At 29.8% G+C, this 24,080-nt stretch carries 27 protein-coding genes; 10 read left to right on the top strand and 17 right to left on the bottom strand.

The window, feature by feature from the left end; translation table 11 throughout:
* Positions 1 to 9: 9 nt before the first annotated feature.
* From V2W16_RS07760 to V2W16_RS07775, 4 genes are read left to right on the top strand one after another with little or no spacing between them, the layout of a single operon-like run.
* Positions 10 to 1,146, top strand: coding sequence for a DegT/DnrJ/EryC1/StrS family aminotransferase (locus V2W16_RS07760; RefSeq protein WP_329383931.1), 1,137 nt, complete (start codon positions 10 to 12; stop codon positions 1,144 to 1,146).
* Positions 1,147 to 2,286, top strand: a complete 1,140-nt coding sequence (locus tag V2W16_RS07765) for a glycosyltransferase (protein ID WP_329383934.1) — start codon at positions 1,147 to 1,149, stop codon at positions 2,284 to 2,286.
* Positions 2,287 to 2,303: 17 nt separating this feature from the next.
* A complete protein-coding gene (locus V2W16_RS07770; protein WP_329383937.1) occupies positions 2,304 to 3,668 on the top strand; it encodes an O-antigen ligase family protein in 1,365 nt (454 codons plus the stop codon).
* Positions 3,669 to 3,702: 34 nt separating this feature from the next.
* Positions 3,703 to 5,157 carry a lipopolysaccharide biosynthesis protein gene (locus V2W16_RS07775; protein WP_329383940.1) on the top strand — a complete coding sequence of 485 codons (1,455 nt, stop codon included), beginning with the start codon at positions 3,703 to 3,705 and terminating at the stop codon, positions 5,155 to 5,157.
* 9 nt (positions 5,158 to 5,166) lie between these two features.
* Here the strand turns inward: V2W16_RS07775 and V2W16_RS07780 are convergent, their stop codons facing one another.
* The 3 genes from V2W16_RS07780 to V2W16_RS07790 form a co-directional block, all read right to left on the bottom strand.
* Positions 5,167 to 5,871: a ClpP family protease gene (locus tag V2W16_RS07780; protein ID WP_329384181.1), complete on the bottom strand. Its 705-nt coding sequence runs from the start codon at positions 5,869 to 5,871 to the stop codon at positions 5,167 to 5,169.
* Positions 5,872 to 6,032: 161 nt separating this feature from the next.
* Positions 6,033 to 7,223 (bottom strand): aspartate kinase, encoded by a 1,191-nt coding sequence (gene dapG / locus V2W16_RS07785; RefSeq protein WP_329383942.1) that lies wholly within the window; start codon positions 7,221 to 7,223, stop codon positions 6,033 to 6,035.
* 19 nt (positions 7,224 to 7,242) lie between these two features.
* Complete coding sequence (locus V2W16_RS07790; RefSeq protein ID WP_138268691.1) at positions 7,243 to 7,482, bottom strand: YlmC/YmxH family sporulation protein; 240 nt, start codon at positions 7,480 to 7,482, stop codon at positions 7,243 to 7,245.
* A gap of 154 nt (positions 7,483 to 7,636) precedes the next feature.
* On the opposite strand from V2W16_RS07790, the gene V2W16_RS07795 reads away from it, so the two are divergent.
* Positions 7,637 to 7,891 (top strand): hypothetical protein, encoded by a 255-nt coding sequence (locus V2W16_RS07795; RefSeq protein ID WP_329383947.1) that lies wholly within the window; start codon positions 7,637 to 7,639, stop codon positions 7,889 to 7,891.
* Between the two features lie 102 nt (positions 7,892 to 7,993).
* Positions 7,994 to 8,752: a hypothetical protein gene (locus tag V2W16_RS07800; protein ID WP_329383951.1), complete on the top strand. Its 759-nt coding sequence runs from the start codon at positions 7,994 to 7,996 to the stop codon at positions 8,750 to 8,752.
* A 24-nt stretch (positions 8,753 to 8,776) separates the two neighbouring features.
* Here the strand turns inward: V2W16_RS07800 and dut are convergent, their stop codons facing one another.
* The gene (gene dut, locus V2W16_RS07805; protein ID WP_329383954.1) at positions 8,777 to 9,217 is read right to left on the bottom strand and encodes a dUTP diphosphatase; all 441 of its coding nucleotides are present in this window, start codon (positions 9,215 to 9,217) and stop codon (positions 8,777 to 8,779) included.
* 248 nt (positions 9,218 to 9,465) lie between these two features.
* Here dut and rpsO point away from each other — a divergent pair, with 248 nt between their 5' ends.
* From rpsO to uppP, 3 genes are all read left to right on the top strand, one after another.
* Positions 9,466 to 9,729: a 30S ribosomal protein S15 gene (gene rpsO, locus V2W16_RS07810; RefSeq protein ID WP_171020583.1), complete on the top strand. Its 264-nt coding sequence runs from the start codon at positions 9,466 to 9,468 to the stop codon at positions 9,727 to 9,729.
* Between the two features lie 63 nt (positions 9,730 to 9,792).
* Positions 9,793 to 11,931: a polyribonucleotide nucleotidyltransferase gene (locus V2W16_RS07815; RefSeq protein ID WP_138268694.1), complete on the top strand. Its 2,139-nt coding sequence runs from the start codon at positions 9,793 to 9,795 to the stop codon at positions 11,929 to 11,931.
* A 66-nt stretch (positions 11,932 to 11,997) separates the two neighbouring features.
* Positions 11,998 to 12,834, top strand: a complete 837-nt coding sequence (uppP, locus tag V2W16_RS07820) for an undecaprenyl-diphosphatase UppP (RefSeq protein WP_329383959.1) — start codon at positions 11,998 to 12,000, stop codon at positions 12,832 to 12,834.
* Positions 12,835 to 12,858: 24 nt separating this feature from the next.
* Here the strand turns inward: uppP and V2W16_RS07825 are convergent, their stop codons facing one another.
* From V2W16_RS07825 to rpsB, 10 genes are all read right to left on the bottom strand, one after another.
* Entirely contained in the window at positions 12,859 to 13,350 is a 492-nt protein-coding gene (locus V2W16_RS07825) for a GNAT family N-acetyltransferase (RefSeq protein WP_329383962.1), read from the bottom strand.
* A gap of 3 nt (positions 13,351 to 13,353) precedes the next feature.
* A complete protein-coding gene (locus V2W16_RS07830; protein ID WP_329383965.1) occupies positions 13,354 to 14,091 on the bottom strand; it encodes a PHP domain-containing protein in 738 nt (245 codons plus the stop codon).
* Positions 14,091 to 15,140, bottom strand: coding sequence for a flavodoxin-dependent (E)-4-hydroxy-3-methylbut-2-enyl-diphosphate synthase (ispG, locus tag V2W16_RS07835; RefSeq protein ID WP_329383969.1), 1,050 nt, complete (start codon positions 15,138 to 15,140; stop codon positions 14,091 to 14,093). Before ispG ends, V2W16_RS07830 begins: the two co-directional genes overlap by 1 nt.
* A 12-nt stretch (positions 15,141 to 15,152) precedes the next feature.
* Positions 15,153 to 16,178, bottom strand: a complete 1,026-nt coding sequence (gene rseP, locus V2W16_RS07840; protein ID WP_329383972.1) for an RIP metalloprotease RseP — start codon at positions 16,176 to 16,178, stop codon at positions 15,153 to 15,155.
* 12 nt (positions 16,179 to 16,190) lie between these two features.
* The gene (locus tag V2W16_RS07845; RefSeq protein ID WP_329383975.1) at positions 16,191 to 17,012 is read right to left on the bottom strand and encodes a phosphatidate cytidylyltransferase; all 822 of its coding nucleotides are present in this window, start codon (positions 17,010 to 17,012) and stop codon (positions 16,191 to 16,193) included.
* A 1-nt stretch (position 17,013) separates the two neighbouring features.
* Entirely contained in the window at positions 17,014 to 17,730 is a 717-nt protein-coding gene (locus V2W16_RS07850; RefSeq protein WP_329383978.1) for an undecaprenyl pyrophosphate synthase, read from the bottom strand.
* A 28-nt stretch (positions 17,731 to 17,758) separates the two neighbouring features.
* Positions 17,759 to 18,316, bottom strand: a complete 558-nt coding sequence (frr, locus tag V2W16_RS07855) for a ribosome recycling factor (RefSeq protein ID WP_329383982.1) — start codon at positions 18,314 to 18,316, stop codon at positions 17,759 to 17,761.
* Between the two features lie 12 nt (positions 18,317 to 18,328).
* Entirely contained in the window at positions 18,329 to 19,033 is a 705-nt protein-coding gene (gene pyrH / locus V2W16_RS07860; protein WP_329383985.1) for a UMP kinase, read from the bottom strand.
* Positions 19,034 to 19,146: 113 nt separating this feature from the next.
* Positions 19,147 to 20,055, bottom strand: a complete 909-nt coding sequence (tsf, locus tag V2W16_RS07865; protein ID WP_329383988.1) for a translation elongation factor Ts — start codon at positions 20,053 to 20,055, stop codon at positions 19,147 to 19,149.
* A gap of 21 nt (positions 20,056 to 20,076) precedes the next feature.
* Positions 20,077 to 20,811, bottom strand: a complete 735-nt coding sequence (gene rpsB, locus V2W16_RS07870; RefSeq protein WP_329383991.1) for a 30S ribosomal protein S2 — start codon at positions 20,809 to 20,811, stop codon at positions 20,077 to 20,079.
* Positions 20,812 to 21,080: 269 nt separating this feature from the next.
* On the opposite strand from rpsB, the gene V2W16_RS07875 reads away from it, so the two are divergent.
* Positions 21,081 to 21,617 (top strand): hypothetical protein, encoded by a 537-nt coding sequence (locus V2W16_RS07875; RefSeq protein ID WP_329383994.1) that lies wholly within the window; start codon positions 21,081 to 21,083, stop codon positions 21,615 to 21,617.
* A 40-nt stretch (positions 21,618 to 21,657) separates the two neighbouring features.
* Here the strand turns inward: V2W16_RS07875 and V2W16_RS07880 are convergent, their stop codons facing one another.
* From V2W16_RS07880 to V2W16_RS07890, 3 genes are all read right to left on the bottom strand, one after another.
* The gene (locus V2W16_RS07880; RefSeq protein ID WP_329383997.1) at positions 21,658 to 23,184 is read right to left on the bottom strand and encodes a YifB family Mg chelatase-like AAA ATPase; all 1,527 of its coding nucleotides are present in this window, start codon (positions 23,182 to 23,184) and stop codon (positions 21,658 to 21,660) included.
* A gap of 152 nt (positions 23,185 to 23,336) precedes the next feature.
* Positions 23,337 to 23,516: a 50S ribosomal protein L32 gene (gene rpmF, locus V2W16_RS07885; RefSeq protein ID WP_138268708.1), complete on the bottom strand. Its 180-nt coding sequence runs from the start codon at positions 23,514 to 23,516 to the stop codon at positions 23,337 to 23,339.
* 13 nt (positions 23,517 to 23,529) lie between these two features.
* On the bottom strand, positions 23,530 to 24,006 hold the full coding sequence (locus V2W16_RS07890; RefSeq protein ID WP_329384004.1) for a YceD family protein: 477 nt from the start codon (positions 24,004 to 24,006) through the stop codon (positions 23,530 to 23,532).
* Positions 24,007 to 24,080 lie beyond the last annotated feature (74 nt).

Genomic DNA, 24,080 nt, shown 5'->3' on the forward strand with positions numbered 1-24,080 from the left:
AGGATAGATATGGAATTTAGAGATTTAAAAACCCAGTACAAAGTATTAAAAGATGATATAGACAAAGCATGCGAAGAAGTAATGTTAAACTGTAATTTTATAAGTGGAAAACAAGTTGAAGAACTTGAAAAAGAACTTGCAGAATATGTAGGTGTTAAACATTGTGTAACTTGTGCAAATGGTACAGATGCTCTTTCTCTTGCTTTAATGTCTTGGAATATTGGTAAGGGAGATGCTGTTTTTGTTCCTGATTTTACTTTCTTTGCTTCAGGTGAAGTAGTATCACATATAGGTGCTACTCCTATATTTGTAGATGTAGATAAAGACAGCTTTAATATTTGTCCTAAAAAACTTGAAAAAGCTATTTTAAAAGTTAAGGAAGATGGAAAACTAACTCCTAAAGTTATTGTTGCTGTTGATTTATTTGGACTTCCTGCAGATTATAAAGAAATAAGAAAAATAGCTGATAAATACGGTTTATTTATCCTTGAAGATGGAGCACAAGGCTTTGGTGGTGAACAAGATGGTAAAAAAGCATGCAGTTTTGGAGATATAAGTACGACTTCTTTCTTCCCTGCAAAACCTCTTGGTTGTTACGGAGACGGCGGAGCTGTATTTACTAACGATGATAACATTTGTGAACTTTTAAAATCTTACAGAGTACATGGAAAAGGTTCTATGAAATACGATAACGTAAGAATTGGTGTTAATTCAAGATTAGATACAATTCAGGCCGCAATTTTAAAAATAAAATTTAGAGCATTTAAAGATTATGAATTAAAAGATGTTAATGAAGTTTCAAAAAAATATACAAAAGCATTAAAAGATATTGTTAAAACTCCTGTAATAAAAGATGGGTTTTATTCAAGTTATGCTCAATATACTCTTACTTTGGAAAGTAGAGAAATAAGAGAAGGTCTTCAAGCTTTCTTAAAAGACAATGGTATTCCTACGATGATATATTATCCAAAACCAATGCATGAACAAAAAGCATTTGATTATTTAGATTATAAAGGTGAAGATTTTGAAAACACAAATATGCTTTGCGATTGTGTTTTATCAATTCCAATGCATCCTTATTTAAAAGATGAAGATATTGATTTTGTTGCAGATAAAATCAAAGAATTTTTCAGTGGCAGGAAATAAATGAAAATTTTATTAATAGGGAATGCAAATTCTTTTTGGATAAAAGAATATGTACAATATGTACTTTTAAATGAGGAAAATGATATTTTCATCGTATCAAAACCGGTGACAAATAAGGAATTTAAGTATTTTTATTCAAATAGTTCTGTTCAAATTTTAAATACAGATAAGGGAACATTTTTAATTGACTTTATCCCCAAAATAAGAACTCTTGTTAATATGAGAAAAAAAGTAAAAAAAGAGTTTAAAAGAGGAATGTTTGATATTATTCATATTCATTCTGTACCAAGTAATTTTATGATTAAATTCTTAAGTAAGAAAATAATAAAATATGGTAAGAGCCTAATTTGCACATACTGGGGATCTGATTTATTATCAAAAAGCAAGGAACAGTTAGAAAATGCTATACCTTGCCTTGAAAAAGCTAAGTACATATCTTATTCTTCTGATGGAATGGATAAATATTTCCATGACGTATTTGGTGATATTTATAACAGTAAAATTCAACGTGCTAAATTTGGTATATCAATTTATGATGTTATAAACCAAGTTAAGAAGGAAAAAACGAAAGAAGAATGTAAAGAATTTTTTGGAATAAATAAAGATAAGATAAGTGTTGCAATAGGATATAATGGAAATAAAAGACAGCATCATATAGATGTTATAAAAGAGATTGGTAAATTAAATAAAGAAATACTAGATAAAATATGCTTGATAGTTCAATTAAGCTATGGGCTTTCAAGTGAGGAATATCGACAAGAAATTTTAGACGAATTAAATAAAATAGATGTTGAATTTGTTGTAATAGATGACTTTTTAGATAAATTAAAATCGGCAATGTTAAGACTTGCTACTGATATTTTTGTTCATGCACAGGAAAGTGATGCATTTTCTGCATCAATACAAGAATGTGTATATGGAGGAAGTATTCTTATAAATCCATCTTGGATAATGTATAAAGAATTTGATAATGTTGGAATAGATTATTTAACATATAACTCTTATGAACAGATAGGGGAATATATAAATAATATTATTGATAAAAAAGTCGATATAAATAATTCCGATAAAGTTCATCTTTTATATGATAAATATTCGTGGCAAGCAGTGAAAGAAGATTGGTTAAAGTTATATAGTTAATATGTTGGAGAAAAATGATGAGTAACCTTTTAATTAACGTTATTAATAAAATAAGTAATTGGAATCAAAGAGTATCAAATGAGAATAAAGCTAAAATACTAGTTTTTAGCTTTTTCTTATTATTTGTCAATATGATGCTTTCTACATCGGGAGTATATAAAGGCAGTACATCAATAGCAGCATTTATAGGAGTACTTATTACTTTTGTAATAATGTGTTTAAGTACACCACAAATAGATAAAATTGAATTTAATAAAGCAGTAATGATTTTATACTATATTGTTGGGCTTTGTTTTCTAATGTCTGCAATTTTACATAAAGTTGTTGCTTTTATTTTGCTTGCATTGATACTTTTGTTTTTATTTCCTATTTTTTATATTATTTTTAACGCAAAAAAAGATTATAATGAATTTTTAGTTTTGTTTTCTAAAGGAGCAAAGTACAGCTATATTTTAATGATAATTATTTCTATTATCATTTCTCCATTATCAGATGGACAGTATGCATCTTTTTTAGCTAATCCAAATGGACTTGGTGCTTTTGTTTCCGTAATGTTTGTTTCTTTACTTTATTTATATGAAGTACAAGAAGAGAAAAAAGATAAAATAATAAATATGCTTTTAATAGGAAGTATATTTGCATTTGCTATATTTACTAAATCCAGAACAACATATCTATGTTTGGGATTTTCTTTTATGGTATATTTAATTTATTTGTTTATAAATAAAAGATATATACTTAAAAATATAATAATGAGAATATTAAAGATTATCGTTTCTGCTGTTTTAGGTACAGTAATAATGTTTGTTTGCTTAACATATGTAAATGGATTTATTTTAAAAACGGAAGAAAATATCTTTGGTTCATCTTTTAAAGTTGTGTTTGATCCTCAAAGTAGTTATAACGAAATTACAAGTTTAAATAATCAGCTTGTTGGAGCTGCTGAGAGAGGTAAAAAGGGAATAGGGAACAGTGATTCACTATCTTCTGGAAGAGCTGAAATATGGAAAACATATTTAAATGACCTAAATATTACAGGTCATAATGCAGATAAACTTAAGGTATTATATCAAGGTGGATATATAGAAGCAAATGCACATAATACATATTTACAAATTGCCCATAGCGGGGGTATAATAGCAGGAATAAGTTTTATTATCTTAAATATAATGTTTGCATATTATCTATTTAGAATTCTTTTAAAGGGGATAAAAGAAAGATATTTAGATGAAAAATATTTATTTTTAGGTGGTATGTTAATAAGCTGTGAGATAACAATGGTTTTATCTTCGGTATATTATCCTTATATAAGTTCAATTTCATTATTTTATTATTTTATAATAGGGTACTTATTTAATAAAAAGAAATATTTAGATATTTAGTTAAAACAATGTATAAAGTAAATTGGAGAGTAATATGAGTCAAAAAATATCTTCAGGGAATGTTGTGATAAATTTAATATGGAAATTTATGGAGCGTATCAGTGTACAAGCCATTAATTTAATTATTCAAATTCTTCTTGCAAGAAAACTTTTTCCTGAAGATTTTGCTGCAGTGGCTATTATTACGGTATTTATAAACATTGCTACAATATTTGTTCAAAGCGGTTTTGGAACGGCTTTAATTCAAAAAGCGGAAATAGATGAAGTTGATAGTTCTTCTATATTTTATTTCAGTATCACTGCTTCAATAGTTTTATATGTAGTTTTGTATTTTATTTCTCCTCTTGTTGCTGCTTACTATAATATTGATGTACTTAGTAAACTTCTTAGAGCGGAAGGAATAATACTTGTATTTGGAGCCTTTAATACGGTTCAGCAAGCAATTATGGCAAGAAACCTTGAGTTTAGAAAAAACTTCAGGGCAAGTTTGCTTGGATGTATTTCTGCCGGGATTTCAGGTGTAGCTCTTGCATATGCGGGAGCAGGAATATGGGCTCTTGCAATATCAACAATAGTTAATAATTTTGTTTTAACTGTTGTATTATGGTTTAGTGTAAAATGGAGACCAAAACTTGTTTTTTCTGCGAAAAGGGTAAAGACTTTATTTTCATTTAGTTGGAAACTTGTTTGTTCTTCACTTGTAAGTACAGTTTATACAAATATTAGAACTTTAATTATAGGTAAGGCTTTTAATTCAAAAACTCTTGGATATTATAATAGAGGGGATATGCTTGGTTCAAGTTTAATGAACGGTCTTACAGGTGCAATTTCATCAGTAATGTTGCCTGTTCTTTCAACAAAGCAGGATAGGGTAGATGAACTTAAGAAAATGCTTAGAAGAACAATGTCTATAAACTGTTTTGTTATTTTTCCTGTTATGTTTGGTCTTGTTGCCGTTGCTAAACCTTTAATAGTAATTTTATTTACGGAAAAATGGCTTCCTGCTGTTCCTTTCATGAGGCTAGTTTGTATAGCCTATGCTTTTTATCCTATGCATTCTGCAAATTTACAAGCTATTAATGCAATAGGAAGAAGTGATGTTTCTTTAAAGCTTGAAGTTATAAAGAGAATTATGGGCTTATGCTTAATAGGACTTAGTTTCCCATTTGGTGTGTATGCAATTGTTGGAAGTGAAATCGTATTTTCATTGCTTGCAACAGTTGTAAATGGATTCCCAAATAAAAAGCTTATTAATTATTCAATAAAAGAACAATGGCGAGATATTTTCCCATATTTATTGGTGTCAATAGTAATGTGCGTTATTGTATATGGTATAAGTCTTGTTTTAAGCGTAAATAATATCATTTTGTTATTAATTCAAATATTATTAGGTGTATGTATTTATGTTTTAGGATGTTATGTATTAAAACTTGAAGCATACGTATATATGGTTGGTAAAATAAAGGGATTTATTAATAAAAGAAAATAAAGCAAGGATTTATTTTTCCTTGCTTTTTTTATTTTTTCCCGTATGCTCATATTCTTTGATTAATTCAAGCAGTTTATTTCTTGCATCTTTAAGAGAGCCTACTTCATCTATAAGTCCTATTTTAACGGCATCGTCACCTACCAAAACAGAGCCCATATCATTTACCAGTTCATCTGTATTTAACATTATTTTTGTAAAAACATCTTTATCTACATTCGAATGTTCAATTACAAAATCTGTTATTCTTTCCTGCATTTTTTGGAAATATAAAAAACTTTGTAAAACTCCTATTACAAGTCCTGTAGTTCTGATAGGGTGTATCATCATGGTTGCCGAAGGAGTAATAAAAGAATAGTTGCCGCTTACGGCTAATGGAACACCAATACTGTGACTTCCTCCAAGCACTAATGTCACACATGGTTTGCTCATTCCAGAAATTAATTCTGAAATTGCAAGCCCCGCTTCCACATCTCCTCCCATAGTATTTAAAATAAGAAGAACACCTTTTATTTCGTCTTTTTCTTCAACGTCCATAATCATTGGAATAATATGTTCGTATTTTGTTGATTTTTTAGGAGAAGAAGCTTCAACATGTCCTTCTATTTCTCCAATTATTGTTATTGTTTGTATTCCGCTTGAATAAAAGTCATTTGTTTGTCCAAGCTCTTTTAACTTGTTTATGGTTTCCTCATCAAAATTTTCTTCATGAGACATATCAAATTCTATTTCATTATTTATTTTTTTCATTTTCTATCCTTTCAAAAATAATAATATAAGAAGGAGTTTTGCTCTATTTTATTTTTGTCTGTTAATGAAAAAAATATGTGTTTTATTTTGTATAAAATAAAAAAAGAACGGTTAACCGTTCTTTTTTACTATTTAATAAGATTTGTATGTAATACGTTAACCGCATCTTTTGCTTGTTTTGTATCAACAAGTACTGATACTGTTGTACTTGAGTCAGAAGATTGATGAACAAAGATATTGTTTGAATATAAAGCTGCAATTATTTTTGCAACAACTCCGGGAACACCTTTCATTCTTCCCATAATTGTTATTTTTGTAAATCCTTCTGTGATTGTATATTCAAGACCTAATTTGCTCATTACTCTATCAACGATATGTTGTTTTTCTGTGTCAATGATAAATGTTTTTCTGTCAGGGAAAATGTTAATCATATCAATAGAAACTTCTTGTTCTGCAAGAACATCGAATAATTTGTCTTCTTTCTTAATATCTGTAAACTTAATATCAACTTGGCTGCATCCGTCAATTTGAGTAACAGCAGAGAAATGTTTGTCGCTGAAAATATCTTGAGGAGTATCTTCGATTCTTGTTCCTCCGTAATATCTTCCTTTTTGTGTATTTAAAATTGCAATAGGAACATCTGCTTTCATTGCATATTCTACTGCTCTTGGGTGAATAACCTTTGCACCATATTCTGCAAGTTGGAATACTTCATCGTAGTCTACTGTTTCAATTAATTCTGCATTTTCAACAACTCTTGGGTCTGCTGTCATTACACCGTCAACATCTGTATAAATTTCAACAAGTTCAGCATTTAAAGCTGCACCAAGGGCTGTTGCTGTAATATCACTTCCGCCTCTTCCAAGAGTTAGGATTTGTCCGTTTTTGCTCATTCCTTGGAATCCTGCAACAACAGGAACGATATCTTGATTTAGAAGTTCTAATAATCTGCTTGTATCTATTTTTACTATTTTTCCATCACCATAATTTTCGTTTGTAACAATACCAGCTTGTCCACCTGTAAGAGCTCTTGCGTTTATTCCTTTTGCTCTTATTTCTTCACTTACAACAACTGTTGTAATAATTTCACCGCAGCTTGCAAGTAAATCTTTGTTTCTTAAGTTAGCATTTTTTGTATCGGGAAGTAAACTTAAAAGAGAATCTGTGGCGTATGGTTCAGGTTTTCTTCCCATAGCCGAAACTACAATAATAGGTTTAAATCCATCATCGATTGCATCGATCATGTTTTTTATAATCATACTTCTTGATTTTGCTGTATTTACACTTGTTCCACCATATTTTTGCACAATAATTTTCATGTTTTAAACCTCTGTATACTTAATTTTTTATATCTACCATTATTGTATCCATTCCAATTTTTACAATGTTTTCCCAAGCTATTGCACGGTATTGTACTTCACCTGAAAAGAAGGTTCTGACCTTTCCTTGTGGAATTAATACTGCTTCTATTTTACCTTCTTTTTCATTAATTTTCAAGTCGCAATTGCCTAAAACCCCCATTTTTTCACCGTTATTTATATTTACAATTATTCTATCCTTTAAATCAGACAAATTCATATGTTTCACCTCTTTTAAGTATATGAAAATATCTATGGAATATTAATGAAAGTTTATGTAAATATATAGTTTTATGTATATTTTATTTTCTTGAAATTGTTTGCATTTGTATATATAATTAAATTATGATAAAGTATGAAAGGATGTGAGGGAAATGCTAGATGAAGAACAAAAAAAATTGGTAAAAAAATACTGCCTTTACCCAAGTCTTTCATTAACATTTTTAATTGTTTGTTTAACAATTGGAATTCTTTGGTTAATTTTAAACATGCTTGGAGATTTGGTTTTTAATTCTACTACAGTTTATACTATAGGTATTTGGGTGTATATTGGTATTGTATTAGTTTATTTGATACTTTTTGTTTATTGTTTTTTATGTACAAAGCTTGGAATGAGAAAAGAAAAGTAGACTAAAATTGTAGAGTATGCAGATGTTAGATTATCAAATAAAGATTATTCAAAAAGTATAAGCGCTCTTTTAGGTGCAAGAGGAGTTTCAACTTTACTTGATATGTCTGATAATCAGAGTTTAAAAAACGCTTCTGATGCTTTAGATGTTGCTTCTGCCATAGGTAGTGTTGCAATGGTTGCTTCAATGACAAATGAATTAAGTTCTAATGCAAAAACAGTCGCAAGAGTTTTTGATGTTGAAATTCCTAAAGCAAGAAAATACGTTTTATCAATAGTATTTATTCCGATTATTTTGTTGGTAGCTACATATATTCCTCATTTTATTTTTTCCGCAAATAATGCAAATAATCAAGCTTTGCTTGCATCAAAATCTGTATATGCATTACAACGCTCATTTGAAACAGATTGCGTGAATGTAAGAATTGATGATCCGCTTGAAAAATATAATTCTCATGGATATGATGTTGCGGGATATTTATATGATTATGATGAAGAGTATAATTCAAATATAAATGTAAGTGTAAATAATGAAGGATTAATAGAAGAGATAACTTACAGTATTGATATTGATATAAATAAAAGCAAAGAAGAAAATTTAGAAAAAGCTAAATTAGATATTTTAAAATTAAATGTAATGTTAAATGATGCAAATGTAAAAGCATTGTCTAATGAACTTCTTGAAGAGTATGAACTACCTAAAGAATTTTGTGATAAATTTATGGAAGGTTCATATTACGAAAAAATAAATTATAGCGTTAATGAAAATGTTGATATAGATTACTTTACAGAAACTAGGGAAGATTATGATGAGTATAGTTCATCTTATATTTATTTCACAATAGAAGCAGCTGAAAAATAAAAAGAAAGCAATATGCTTTCTTTTTTATATTCCGCTGTGGCCGAATCCTCCAGCCCCTCTTTTTGTATCGTCAAGTTTTTCTACCTCAACAAATTCTGCAATTTCATGTTTTGCAATGATCATTTGAGCTATTTTCATTCCCGGAGTTATTGTAAATGGTTCGTTTTTTAATGTTGTAAGTATTATTCCTATTTCTCCTCTGTAATCAGAATCAATAGTACCTATTCCGTTTACTAAAGTTAAACCATGTTTTAAACTAAGTCCGCTTCTTGCTCTTATTTGTGCCTCGTATCCCAAAGGAAGTTTTATAAATATTCCTGTAGGTATAAGTTTAATTTCCCCCATGTTTACCGTAATATCTTCATCAATATTTGCATATAAGTCTACTCCTGCGCTTCCACTTGTTGCATATTCCGGTAGGGGATATTTTGATTTATTTATTATTTCTATTTTAATTTTATCCATTTTTTCTCCAAAAATTTATATAAATTATAGTTTTTGTTAAGTATATCATATATAATATTTAATGCCTAATTTTTTATAAAAAAACTTGATGAAAATTGTTTTATTAATGCATTTAAAATGCTTTACAATGATTTTCATTTATGATATAATTTTTAAGCTATGTACCTTAGGCTTAGTTTATGGAATCTCCGACTTTAAGCTAGGTTATAGGCGAATAAAATTAATATAAAGGAGACAAATAAATGTCAATAACAAAAGAAAAAAAACAAGAAGTAATAAGCAAATTTCAAAAACATGATAAGGATACAGGTTCTCCTGAAATCCAAATCGCTATTTTAACAAGCAGAATCAATACTTTAAATGAACATTTCAAAAAGAATCCTAAAGATCATCATTCAAGAAGAGGTCTTCTTATGATGGTAGGTAAAAGAAGAAGACTTTTAGATTATGTTGCTAAAAAAGATATTGAAAAATACAGAAAATTAGTTAAAGAACTTAACTTAAGAAAATAATTTAGCATTAAAAAGGCGGATTTTTTTCGCCTTTTTTTATGATATGTGGAGGAAAGATTTTAAATGAAGAAAGTGTTTACAACTGATTTCCTTGGCAGAGAATTAAGCGTTGAGGTTGGCGAACTTGCCCAAATGGCAAATGGCAGTGTATTTATTTCTTATGGAGATACACAAGTACTTGTAAATGCATGTATGGCTAAGGAAGCAAAAGAGGGAATAGACTTTTTCCCATTAAGTGTATATTATGAAGAAAAAATGTATTCTGTAGGTAAAATTCCCGGTGGATTCTTAAAAAGAGAAGGTAAAGCCAGCGAAAAAGCAACTCTTACTTGCAGACTTATCGATAGACCTCTTAGACCATTATTTGACAAAGGATTTAGAAACGAAGTTCAAGTAGTTGCAACAGTTATGGGTGTTGAACAAGATAATTCACCTGAAATAACAAGTATTCTTGGTGCATCTCTTGCTCTTGGAATTTCTGATATTCCTTTTGACGGTCCTGTAGGGGCTGTTCAAGTTGGTTTAATAGATGGTGAACTTGTTTATAATCCAACAAGTGAACAAAGAGCAAAAAGCGATTTAAACTTAACTGTAGCAGGCACAAGCGAAGCTGTTTTAATGGTTGAAGCTGGTGCAAACGAAGTAAGCGAAGAAACTATGATTGATGCAATAATGGGAGCTCATGAACATATTAAAGAAATTATTAAGTTCCAAGAAGAAATCATCAAAGAAGTAGGAAAAGAAAAAGCTGATCTTCCTTACTACAGACCAAGTGAAGAAATTAAAGAAAAAATTTATGAAGAAGCTAAAAAAGGATTTAGAGAAGCTTATAATATTCATGAAAAACAAGCAAGAGAAGACAGAGTTGAAGAAGTAAAAGCAGAAATCCTTGATAAATATTTAGAAGAGTATCCTGATAATGAGCTTGACTTTAATGAAATCTTTACTAAGATTTTAAAACAAATAGTAAGGGATATGATTACTAACGAAGGAATCAGACCTGACGGTAGAAAGGTTGATGAAATAAGACCAATTACTTGTGAAGTAGGAAAAGTAAGAAGAGCTCATGGCTCAGGCCTTTTCACAAGAGGACAAACTCAAGTTATGTCTATGGCTACTCTTGGTGCTATCAGTGATGAACAAATTATTGACGGTATCGGAGAAGAAACAAGTAAAAAATATATGCACCACTATAATTTCCCATCATATTCAGTTGGGGAAACAGGTCCAATGAGAGGTCCTGGAAGAAGAGAAATTGGACATGGTGCTTTAGCTGAAAGAGCATTACTTCCTGTAATTCCTTCACAAGATAAATTCCCATATACAATAAGAGTTGTATCTGAAGTTCTTGCTTCAAACGGCTCAACATCACAAGCAAGTGTTTGTGGTTCTACTCTTTCATTAATGGATGCAGGTGTTCCAATTAAAGCTCCTGTTGCCGGAATTGCTATGGGACTTATAAAAGAAGAAAGCAAAGTGTCTGTTCTTTCTGATATTCAAGGTGTAGAAGACTTCTACGGAGACATGGACTTTAAAGTTGCCGGTACAAGAAAAGGTATCACAGCTATTCAAATGGATATCAAAATCAAAGGTATTGATAAAGCTATTTTAACTGAAGCTTTAGCAAGAGCTAAAAAAGGTAGATATCACATATTAGATAAAATGAGTACTGCTATTGAAACTCCAAGAGAAGAAGTAAGCAAATATGCTCCTAAAATTTTAACACTTAAAATAGACGAAGATAAAATCAAAGATGTAATTGGACCAAGCGGTAAAATGATTAACAAGATAATTGATGCGACTGGTGTTAAAATTGATATTCTTGAAGATGGACAAACTTATGTAGGTGCTGTTGAATTAGATGCAGCTAAAAAAGCTGTTCAAATGATTGAAGATATTACAAGAGAAGTTCAAGAAGGCGATACTTATGTAGGTAAAGTAGTAAGAATTATGGATTTTGGTGCTTTTGTTGAAATTCCTGGTGGAAAAGAAGGACTTGTTCATATTTCAAAATTAGCTCATGAAAGAGTTAATAAAGTAACAGATATTCTTAATGTAGGTGATGAAGTTAATGTTAAGGTTATCGAAATAGATAAACAAGGAAGAATCAATTTATCAAGAAAAGCATTACTTCCAAAACCTAAAAAAGAAGAAAAAAAGATTGACGAAAATAAAAACGAAGATAAAAAAACAGAAGAATAAAAATTTAAAAGCGGGGTGTTAACTTCGCTTTTAAAGCATATAAATAGATATATAACGGAGGATATTATGACTACAATTCAAGCCATAATTTTAGGTATAGTTCAAGGGCTTACAGAGTTTTTACCTGTAAGTAGTTCCGGACATTTGGTAATGTTACAAAATTTTATGGGAATAGGGGAAGGTAGTTTAGAATTTACTATTGTACTTCATTTAGGGACTTTGCTTGCTGTTGTTATAGCATATTATGGATCAATATGGAATATGATTAAAGAATTTTTCTTAATGCTTGCAGATATTATTACATTGAAAGGTCCAATGCTTGATAAAAGTAAATACAGAAGATACATAGTATATATTTTATGTGCATCAGTTCCTGCCGGTATAGTAGGTGTGTTATTTGAAGATTTTATAAGTGAAAATTTCGGTTCACTTGTCATTGTTGGAATAACTCTTATGATTACAGGTGTTTTACTTGTTCTTGGAGATGCACTTGGAAAGAATAATAGCAAACATATAGAGTCCCTAGGTCCAAAGAAATCTTTTATAATTGGTATATTCCAAATGTTTGCAATTACTCCAGGTATTTCAAGATCTGGTTCTACTATCGTAGGGGGACTGCTTTCAGGTCTTAAAAAAGAAGAAGCTGTTGAGTTTTCTTTCTTAATGTCTATACCTGCCGTACTTGGGTCTTTACTTTTAAAAATTAAAGATATTTTAGCAATAGGAGCTTCAACTTCTTTTGTTCCACTTATAGTAGGTTTCTTATGTGCGGCTGTTATTGGTTATTTTTCTATTGTTTTACTTAACAGCATTGTTAAGAAAGGAAAACTTTATTATTTCTCAATTTATTGTTGGATAGTAGGTTTAGCACTTATTATTTATAATATTTTAATTAGATTATAAAAAAGACACCATTTGGTGTCTTTTTTATAGTTCGTATATATAAGAAATAATATCTTCATAAGAATTGTCTTTTTTTAAATATCCATTTGGGATTGTACCTAGTTTCTTAAATCCAAGTTCTTCATATAAATGAATTGCTGCTTTGTTTGATTTTACAACTGCGTTAAATTGAAGTATTTTAAAATTAAGTTCTTTTGCTTTTAAAAGAGAATGTTCTACAAGTTTTTTTCCTATATGTTTTCCTCTCATATTTTTATCTACTGCATAGCTTGCATCTGCGATATGGGCACATCTTCCTATATTATTTGGGTGTAATATATAAAGCCCAACAATTCTATCATTAATAGTTATAACAGCAGTAAAACTTTGACTTTTAAAAAATTCAAATCCGTCTTCTTCATTTAAACAATCAATTTGAGGAAAAGCATTTGCTTGTGATACAATTTCATTCCAAATGTCAATCATATCTTCTATATCATCTTTTTTAAATTCTCTGATTATTATTTCTTCTTCCATTTTTTACTCCACATTCCATATTTTTTCTAAACTTATACTGCTTTGTTCGATAATTTTTTTTGCATTATTCCATTTTCCAATGTCATTTTTTGAATGTGCATCACTTCCTACTGCATACATAACGTTAATTCCTTCTTTTTCAATTGACTTAATATCTTCGGAATTTAATTTACTTTGTGTATCATTTATTTCAAGCATTATGTTATGTTTCTGTGCTTCTTTTGCAATTTTAATTATATCAACAGGACCTCTTGTATCAGGATGAGTTATCATTTTAAGAGGATATTTTCTCATTGCATTTATTATTGCATTTGTATTAATTTTAGTTTGTCTTTTTTTAAAAATACCAAACTTACAATATAAAGTATTCATTAATTGAAGGTTAAATAGTGCACTTAAATTTTTTGGTATAGACATTAAATGGATTCCACAGTATAAAACTTCTACAATGTTTAGTAGTTCATCATCAACATCTAATTCGCCTTTTGTTGAAATTATATTTGCTTCAAGTCCCATTATGATTTCCATGTCAGGATATTTTTCTCTCAATGAAATAATTTCATTTTTCATTTTCCTATAGGTTTCATTTGTATTGTGTTTTGCAACCATATGTCCAGGACCATGTTCGCTTATTATAATTTTTTTTATTCCTTTTTCTCTTGCCGCTAATACATTATCTTCTATTGTACCACTTCCATGAGAATATACTGTGTGGCAATGAATTTCTGCTGTAAGTTTCATTATTTTATTCTTTCTTCAATCCTTTCTAAGATGAAAGATGCTATTTCATTAGTTTTAATGCTTGTAATTTGTTTTCCTTTTTCAAAGAAAACAGCATTACCGTTACCACATGCAACCCCCATATCAGCTTCTTTTGCTTCTCCAGGTCCATTAACTGCACATCCCATAACAGCTACTGTAATAGGCTTTTTAATGTGCATTGTTTTTTTCTTTATCTCTTTTACAATTGATAGTGTGTCTGTCTTACATCTTCCACAAGTAGGGCAGGATACGATTCTTACCCCTTCTTCCATTAAACCAAGACTTGTTAAAATTTCTTTTCCTACAATAACTTCATCTGAACTTTTACCTGTAAGAGAAACACGAATAGTATCTCCTATACCTTCTTTTAGAAGTGTTCCAAGTCCAACGCTGGATCTTACTATACCAGTAAGCTCAGCACCTGCTTCCGTAACACCAAGATGAAGCGGATAGTTGTATTTTTCACTAAATAATCTGTTAGCATCTATTGTTGTTGTTACATCACTTGATTTAATTGATAATACAATATTATCATAATCAAATTCGTTAAAGTAAGATATGCTTCTATAAGCACTTTCCACTAAGGCTTCTGCTGTAGGATGTTTATATTTTTCAAGTAAATCTTTTTCAAGACTACCTGAATTTACACCGATTCTAACAGGGATATCATAGTCTTTTAAGCATTTAACAACTTCTCTTACTTTTTCTTTGCCTCCAATATTACCTGGATTAATTCTAACCTTATGTACTCCATTTTTGATTGCTGCAATTGCAACTTTATAATCAAAATGTATATCTGCAACAAAAGGTATATTTGTATTTTTTATTATTTCCGGAATAACTTCTGCTGCTTCCATATTTGGAATTGTTCCTCTTATTATATCGCATCCCAGCATTTCAAGGTCATTTATTTCTTTTATAATGCTTTTATAGTCTGTAGGAGGAAGTTTTAACATAGATTGAATTAATACAGGATTTCCTCCGCCTATAACTTTATTTCCAATTTTTACTACATTAGTTTTTTTCATTTTATAACTCTCCTAAAAAAGTTTTATTACGTCCTGTACAGCTACAAATACCGCAAGTGCCATTAAAAGAATAAATCCAATGAAATGAATAGTTCCTTCTTTTTCACGATTAATAGGGGACCCTTTTATCATTTCTATAATACAAAATAGGATTCTGCTTCCATCTAAGGCTGGTATTGGAAGTAAATTAAATATACCAATGTTTATTGCTAGAAGTGCTGTAATGTTTAACACAATTATGCTACCCATACTCATTGCCTGATTTACAATTGTTGCAACTCCTATAGGACCCGATAATTGGTTAATTCCTATAGCTCCTCTAATTAAACTTATAATAGCTTCAAATGTTAAATAAATATAAGTAAAGAATGCTTTAAAAGCATTTGTAATTGTTCCTATAAAGCTTCTTGAATATTCAGGAGTAATTCCTATTTTATATGAATTAGTTGACTTATCTAAAGTTGGAGTAATTGTAGTTTGTTTTGTCTGGTTATCAGATGTTTTATAAGTTACATTTATTTTTTTACCATTTGATGATGTAATTTCATTTGAAAGATCTTCCCAACTATTTATATTTGTATCTTCTATTTTTACAATGGTATCTCCGGCTTTAAGTCCAGAAGTATATGCAGGAGAATTTTCAAGTACGTTTGATATTGTTGTTGTAGGTTCTGTACCTGCCATAGCGTATACAATCATTAAAATTATGATTGCCGTAATTAAATTCATAAAAGCGCCTGCAGCTAAAACTAAAATACGTTTAAAAGGGGAAATAGAATTTAATGAGCCTTCTCCAAGTTCATTTTCATCTTCATCTTCTCCATACATTTTGCAGTACCCGCCAACAGGGAAAAGTCTTAAAGAATAAAGCGTTTCATCTTTTCCTTTTCTTTTAAAAAGAAGTGGTCCCATCCCAATAGAAAATTCTTCTACGATGACACCACATTTTTTTGCCACAATAAAGTGACCGAATTCATGAGTTGTTATTAATACCCCAAATATAATCAGGGTGCAAATAATTGATAATAATATGCTCAAATTAATCGTCTCCTAAAAAGTAAGTATATTTATAACAATATATACATAAAAGAACGTTCCAGCAAGTGAAAAAAGCATTCCGTCAATTCTATCAAGTATCCCACCATGTCCCGGAATTAATTTGCCATAATCTTTAACACCGAAAGTTCTTTTTATCATTGATGCAGTTAAATCACCAAATTGACAAAGTATACTATCTATTATTGCCATTATTATAAAGTCTATTAAAAAAAGATCAAGAATATTATATTTTGTATAAATGAAATATAATATTATTCCTGCAATAATACCAAATATTAATCCATAAACGCTGCCTTCAATACTTTTTTTAGGACTTATGGCAGGACAAAGTTTATGCTTGCCAAATTTAACTCCAAAAAGATAAGCAAAGGAATCTGTTGCAACTGCGATTAAAATTGCAAAAATAATAAGCGCTAATCCTTGGTTATTTGGTAGATAGTTAAGCATTATAACCATAAATGAAAGTATTAGCGATATATATATTATCCCGAAAACAGAGTAAATCGTAGTTTCTGAATGATATTTTTTATTTAGTATATTATTGATTGTAATAAGTATTACAATAATAGGTAGAACAGGAACCAATAATGCTGGCATAATAGCCGAAAAGAACATCATTATAGTTCCAAGCAGAATATAAATTATTTTAGATAATTCTAAATGTTTTCCGTTATTGTCAACTACATTGATATATTCATATAATGCTATTACATTTACAATAAAACCTAAAGCCAAAAATGCTTTATTTCCTATTATTGTTGCAATAATTAGTAATAATATTAATGCAGCGGCACTTATTATTCTTTTTGTCAATTTATTTCACCAATCCTCCAAATCTTCTTTCTTTATGTTGGAAAGAGTAAATGGCTTTATGTAATTCTTCTACATTAAAATTAGGCCAAAGTACATCACAAAAATATAACTCACTATATGCAATCTGCCATAATAGGAAGTTACTTATTCTGATATCTCCGCCTGTTCTTATTAATAAATCAATGTCTGTATTTTCGTTATTATATAAATATTTGCTGAATAATTCTTCTGTAATATCTTCAGCGTTGATTCCCTCTTCTATTATTTTCTTTGTAGCATTTACTATTTCTTTTCTACCACCGTAGTTAAGGGCAATATGGACATGAAGTCCCGTACCATTTTTTGTTCTTTCAATTGTGTCTTTCATGCTGTTTAATGTTTTCTCAGGTAGAGATTCAATATCCCCTATGAAGTCCATTTTAACATTTTCCTTAACTAAATCATCGGTTTCTTTATTTAGATACTCGATAACAAGGTTCATAATAGTATTAATTTCATCTTTTGGTCTTTTCCAGTTTTCCGTAGAGAATGCATATAAAGTAAGATGTTTTATATTTAAATTATTTACTTCTTTTATTATATCTTTTACGGTTTTGGCACCAAATTTATGACCAAAACTTCTAATTTTACCTTGTTGTTTTGCCCACCTACCATTGCCATCCATAATAATGGCAAGGTGGGTAGGCATATTGTTTTTATCTAATTCAAAATTATCCATTTTATGTTTTCCTTAAATAAATAATTAATTATATTGTTGTAATTTCTTTTTCTTTTGCTTTGATTTTTACGTCAATTTCTTTAACGTATTCATCTGTTAATTTTTGAATGTCATCTTCAAAGTCTTTTAATCCGTCTTCTGTTATATCACCATTTTTTTGTGCTGCTTTTAAGTCATGTATAGCATTTCTTCTGATATTTCTTACTGCAACTTTTGCGTTTTCTCCTTCTTTTTGAGCAAGTTTGCAAAGTTCTTTTCTTCTTTCTTCTGTTAATTGAGGAATAGAAAGTCTTATAACTTTTCCATCATTTGAAGGATTTAAACCTAAATCAGAATTCATTATTGCTTTTTCGATTAATTTTAGTGCAGATTGATCCCAAGGTTGAACTGTTAAAGTTCTTGGTTCTGGAGCAGAAATACTTGCCATTTGGTTTACTGGTGTTGGGCTTCCATAATAGTCAACTACAATTCTGTCTAACATTGCAGGGTTTGCTCTTCCTGCTCTTAATGCATTTAAGTTTGATTGTAAATTTTCAACTGCTTTAGTCATTTTTTCTTTTGTTTGGGCTTTTATTTCGTTACTCATTTTTTTTCTCCTTTATTTTATTATTGTACCGATTTTTTCTCCACATACTACTTTTTCTATATTTTCAGGTGGATCTATTGCAAATATAAGTAATGGAATATCATTGTCCATACAAAGTGATGCTGCTGTTGAGTCAATAACTTTTAATCCTTGATCTAAAATATCAAGATAAGTTAATTCGTCATATTTTATTGCATCATCATATAAATTAGGGTCTTTATTGTAAACACCATCTATGTTCTTTGCAGATAAAATAGCTTCAGCTTCTATTTCTGCAGCTCTTAGAGATGCTGCTGTATCTGTTGAGAAGAATGGATTACCTGTTCCTGATGCAAAGATTACTATTCTTCCTTTTTCTAAATGTCTTATTGCTCTTCTTCTGATATAGCTTTCAGATATTTGTCTCATTTCTATTGCACTTTGAACTCTTACTTGTAGATCTAATTGTTCAAGGCTGTCTTGAAGAGCTAATGCATTCATTACAGTTGCAAGCATACCTATATAATCAGCAGTTGCTCTGTCCATGCCTTCGCCTGTTCTTCCTCTCCAGAAGTTTCCTCCTCCAACAACGATGGCAATTTCAACTCCCATGTCGTGACATTTTTTTATATGTTCGCTTATTTTATTTATAACAGATGTGTTTAAACCAAATCTCTTATCTCCGGCAAGAGCTTCGCCGCTTACTTTCAATATAATTCTTTTGTATTTAGGTTCCATAAAATACTCCTATCTATCATTTATCTTTTTCTTTATATATAATACAATATTTACTTAAATAAAACAATAAAAAAAGAACACAACTGAATTAATTGTGTTCTTTTAAATGTTAATTATTCACCTAATTGTTTTTGAATTTCTTCAGCAAAGTTTTCTTCTTTCTTTTCAAGACCTTCGCCTGTTTCAAAACGAACGATTTTGTTAATTTTAATGTTTGCACCGGCTTGAGCGATGTATTTTTCAACTGTTAAATCAGGATCTTGAACATATGCTTGATCAAGAAGACAAACTTCCTTAAGTTCTTTATTTAAACGTCCTGTAATCATTTTTTCAATGATATTGTCAGGTTTTTCAGGATGTTCTGTTTTTGCTTGGTGAAGTAAAATTTCTTTTTCTGATTCAATATAGTCGCTAGGAACTTCTTCTCTTGAAACATATTTAGGATTCATAGCTGCAACTTGCATAGCAACATTTCTAAGACAAGTTTTAACAGCATCGTTTACTTCATCACAGTCTGCTTCTACAACAGCACCGATTTTTCCGTTTCCGTGAATGTAAGCAGCAACGCATCCGTTACTTACGATTTTTTCAAATCTTCTGATGTTTAAGTTTTCACCAATAACTGCAATTTTTTCGTTTAAAGCTTCTTTTACAGTTTTTCCTGCTTCTTTTGTCCATGATTCAGCTAAGAAAGCATCTAAATCTTTAGCATCGCTTACTAAAACTTGTTCAGCAACATCTTCAACAAAGTTTTGGAAGTCTTCGTTTTTAGCAACGAAGTCTGTTTCTGAGTTTACTTCAACGATACCAGCAACTTTATCGTCTTTAACTACTACTTTTACAGCACCTTCAGCAGCGATTCTTCCTGCTTTTTTGCTTGCAGCAGCAAGACCTTTTTCTCTTAAATTTACGATGGCTTTTTCGATATCACCGTCTGTTTCAACAAGTGCTTTTTTGCAGTCCATCATACCAACGCCTGTTTTTTCTCTAAGTTCTTTAATAAGTTTAGTTGTAATTGCCATAATTATATCCCCTTGATAATATTATTCTTCAACTTTTGTTGTAGCTTCTTCAACTACAGCATCTTCCATTTGTTCGCCTTGTTTTCCTTCTAAAATAGCATTAGCAATAGTAGAAGCGATTAATGATACGGCTCTGATAGCATCATCGTTACCTGGAATTGGGTAATCAATTTCATCAGGATCACAGTTTGTATCAACAATAGCGATAATTGGAATATTAAGTTTTTTAGCTTCTGAAATAGCAATTCTTTCTTTTTTAGGGTCGATTACGAATAATGCTGATGGAAGTTTTTCCATGTTTTTAATTCCGCCTAGGAATTTTTCAAGTTTATCTCTTTGGTTTTTAAGTAAGATAACTTCTTTTTTAGGAAGTACATCAAAAGTACCGTCTTCTTCCATTTGATTTAATTCGTGTAATTTTTTAATTCTTTTAGAAATAGTTTGGAAGTTTGTAAGTGTACCACCTAACCATCTTTGGTTAATGAAGTGACTTCCACTTTTAATTGCTTCAGTTTGAATAGCTTCTTGAGCTTGTTTTTTAGTTCCGATGAATAAGATTTCTCCGCCTTCTTCAGCGATTTCTCTTGCAAATTTGCAAGCATCGTCAACTAATCCTACTGTTTGTTGTAAGTCAATGATATAAATACCATTTCTTTCTGTGAAGATGTATTTTTTCATTTTTGGATTCCATCTTCTTGTTTGATGTCCGAATTGAACACCAGCTTCTAATAATTGTTTCATTTGAATGTAACTCATTCTTTTTCCTCCTTGGTTTTTTCCTTGATATGCCAATTCAGCTCATAAATGAGAACCAAAGAATTTAAAGCATATCTGTGATTTTTTGTCAACCTTGTTTATGATATCATAAGGGCATTTTATATGCAAGATAATATATGTATTTTTTTATATTTTTTTACCTAAAATTAAGTCTGTAAAGGCTTTTGAGGTGATTTTTAACTTAAATATTTATTTTTAACTTATTAATTGTTTAATCATATAAAAAATTAAAGTTCATATATTTTAGTATGAAAAAAAGAAGAACATTAAAAAGTATAATTTATTTATTATTAATTATTTTCATAGGTCTTGTTATTTTTACATTTGTTTTTAACGGAATGTCATTTTCTGTTTCAAACATGGATTCAAATGTTCCTTATAACATAAAAGACTTGTTAAAGAAAGATTATGGGAAAAGTAAATATTATCTATCAAAAGGAGGAGTAAGTATAGATATAGAAAGGGTGTTAAATGAAAATTATTTTATTACTTATTCTTGGATGAGTGGAAATAAAAGCTCTTTTTATGTAGTTTTTTTAGTAGAAAACCAAAATAAAAATCCCATAAGTAATCATAAAATTAATAATTTAAAAGTTGTTGATAATCTTGGAATGGAATATAAACCCATAAACTTTTATTTTGATGATTATCCTGTTGATGAGCCTTTAAAATATAAAGAAACTTTGAATTTTAGATTCCTTCCTTTTAATGAAAATGTAAAAAGTATTACAATATCTTTTAATTATAATGGAAATGATTTTGTTTTTAAAAACATTCCAATATAAAAAGCAGTATATTTTATACTGCTTTTTATGATAAAACAACTTACATTCCTCTATATTGTAATGCTTCGCTTATATGTGATGAATTTATATTTTCTTCTCCGTCAAGATCCGCTATTGTTCGTGCAAGTTTTAAAATTCTATGATAGCCTCTTGCTGATAAATTCAAATTATCAAAAGCCATTTTCATAAGTTTTTCTTCTTCTTCTCCTATTTTACACCACTGTTCTATTTTACTTGGAGTTAACATGGAGTTAAAAAGAATGTTAGTTCCTTTATATCGTTTTAGCTGGATTTCTCTTGCTTTATTTACTCTTTCTCTTATTTGTGCACTTGTTTCTGATTTAGTACTATTTATTCTTAATTTGTCATAGTCTTGTCTTGGAACTTTTACTTGAATATCTATTCTGTCAAGTAAAGGTCCTGATATTTTGTTTTTGTATCTTTCTCTTTGACTATCTGTGCATTTACATTCTATTTTACTGTCTCCAAGATACCCGCAAGGGCAAGGGTTCATACTTGCAAGAAGCATAAAATCAGCAGGGTAGGATAGGGAAGCATATACTCTTGAAATATTAACCTCTCCATCTTCAAGAGGTTGTCTTAAAACTTCCAATACTTTCTTTTGAAATTCAGGGAATTCATCTAAAAATAATACTCCAAGATGTGCAAGACTTACTTCTCCCGGAATTGGTATTCTTCCTCCTCCAATTAAAGATACATCTGATATTGTATGATGAGGACTTCTAAATGGCCTTGTTTTTATTAGTGGTTCATCTTTCTTTAAAAGTCCTGATACAGAATATATTTTTGTAACTTCCAAACTTTCTTCTAATGTCATTTTAGGAAGAATAGTTGAAAATCTTTTTGCAAGCATTGTTTTCCCGCTTCCCGGAGGACCTATCATAAGAATGTTATGTGCTCCCGCAGCTGCAATTTCCATTGCTCTTTTAACGCTTTCTTGTCCTTTTACATCTGCAAAATCGAGTTCTGACAATGTATCTTCATTATTTGAAAAATAATTATCATTGAAATCCATCTTGTTTATTGGTTTTCTATTATTAATATGAGAAACGACTTCTAAAATATTTTTTGCAGGATATACATTTATACCGTCTATAATTGAAGCTTCTTTTGCATTTTCAACAGGAACGACAATATTTGTTATTCCGTTATTTTTTGCCTCCATAACCATTGGAAGAACTCCGTCTACTCCTCGAAGTGTTCCGTCCAGTGAAAGCTCTCCGATAAATAAATATTTATTTAAATCAATATTTGAAAAAATCTGTGTAGAAGAAAGAAGTATACCAATGGCTATTGGTAAATCATAAAAAGTTCCTTCTTTTTTTATATTTGCAGGTGCTAAATTGATTGTTATTTTACCAAGGGGTATTTGAAAAGAACTATTTTTTATTGCTGCAAAAACTCTTTCTTTTGATTCCTTTACGGCAATATCTCCAAGTCCAACAACAGCCATTGAAGGAAGGGCTTTGTTAATGATATCTGTTTCAACGCTTACGATTATTCCGTCAACTCCCATAATGCTTCCTGAATATAATTTACTAAACATTTTTATTACCTCTATATTATTTCTTTTATTTAATATTAGTAGAACATATGTTCATTGTCAATAATATGGGAGTATCTGGTCACTTTTTGGTCACTTTTGTAAAATCAATAAAAAAACACTGTACCTTAGTACAGTGTTTTAATTTATCTTTATTATTCAACATCAATAACAGTTACATCTTTATATGTTCCGCAAACGCTACATACTCTGTGAGGAGCTTTTACTTCTCCACATTTTGGACAAACGCTAGATGCAGGCATAGCGATTTTATAACTGTTAGCTCTTTTTTTGTCTCTTCTTGCTTTAGAAATTTTTCTCTTTGGTACTGCCATGATTATTCACCTCCTAGTTTTCACCTTCGCCCTCTAATAGTTTACTAAGTGCCGCAAATTTTGGATTAATTTTATTTTTACCACAATCGCAGCTTTCTTTGTTTAGGTTTATACCACAATCTGGACAAAGGCCTAAACAATCATCCTTGCATAAAACTTTATTCGGCATATTTAATAAAATTTGTTCTCTTACAGCTTCTTTAAGGTCGATTCCTTCAGCTTCACTGTTTTCAATCTCTTTGATATCATACTGTTTTTCTAAAGGAAAATCTTCATTTCTTTGGATATCTTCCAAACATCTGTCGCAGGTTGTAAAATAAGTAAAAAGTATTTTACAACTTAACTGTAAAATATCAGACTGCTTAAATACTTCACCTTTTACATTAATGTTTGAAATTTGAAAATCTTTATAAGAAAAATCTTCAAGGTTTTCATCAATTAAAAGGCACTGATTATCGCTATCTAATATTTTTTTAAGTTTAATAATCAACTTTTTTCCTCCTAGCGTCACAGTAAGAACAATTATATATCTTTAGCTATAATTTGTCAATATATTATTATTAA

Origin of the sequence: Anaerofustis butyriciformans, assembly GCF_036289385.1 — a bacterium.
In the GTDB taxonomy this organism is placed as follows: domain Bacteria; phylum Bacillota; class Clostridia; order Eubacteriales; family Anaerofustaceae; genus Anaerofustis; species Anaerofustis butyriciformans.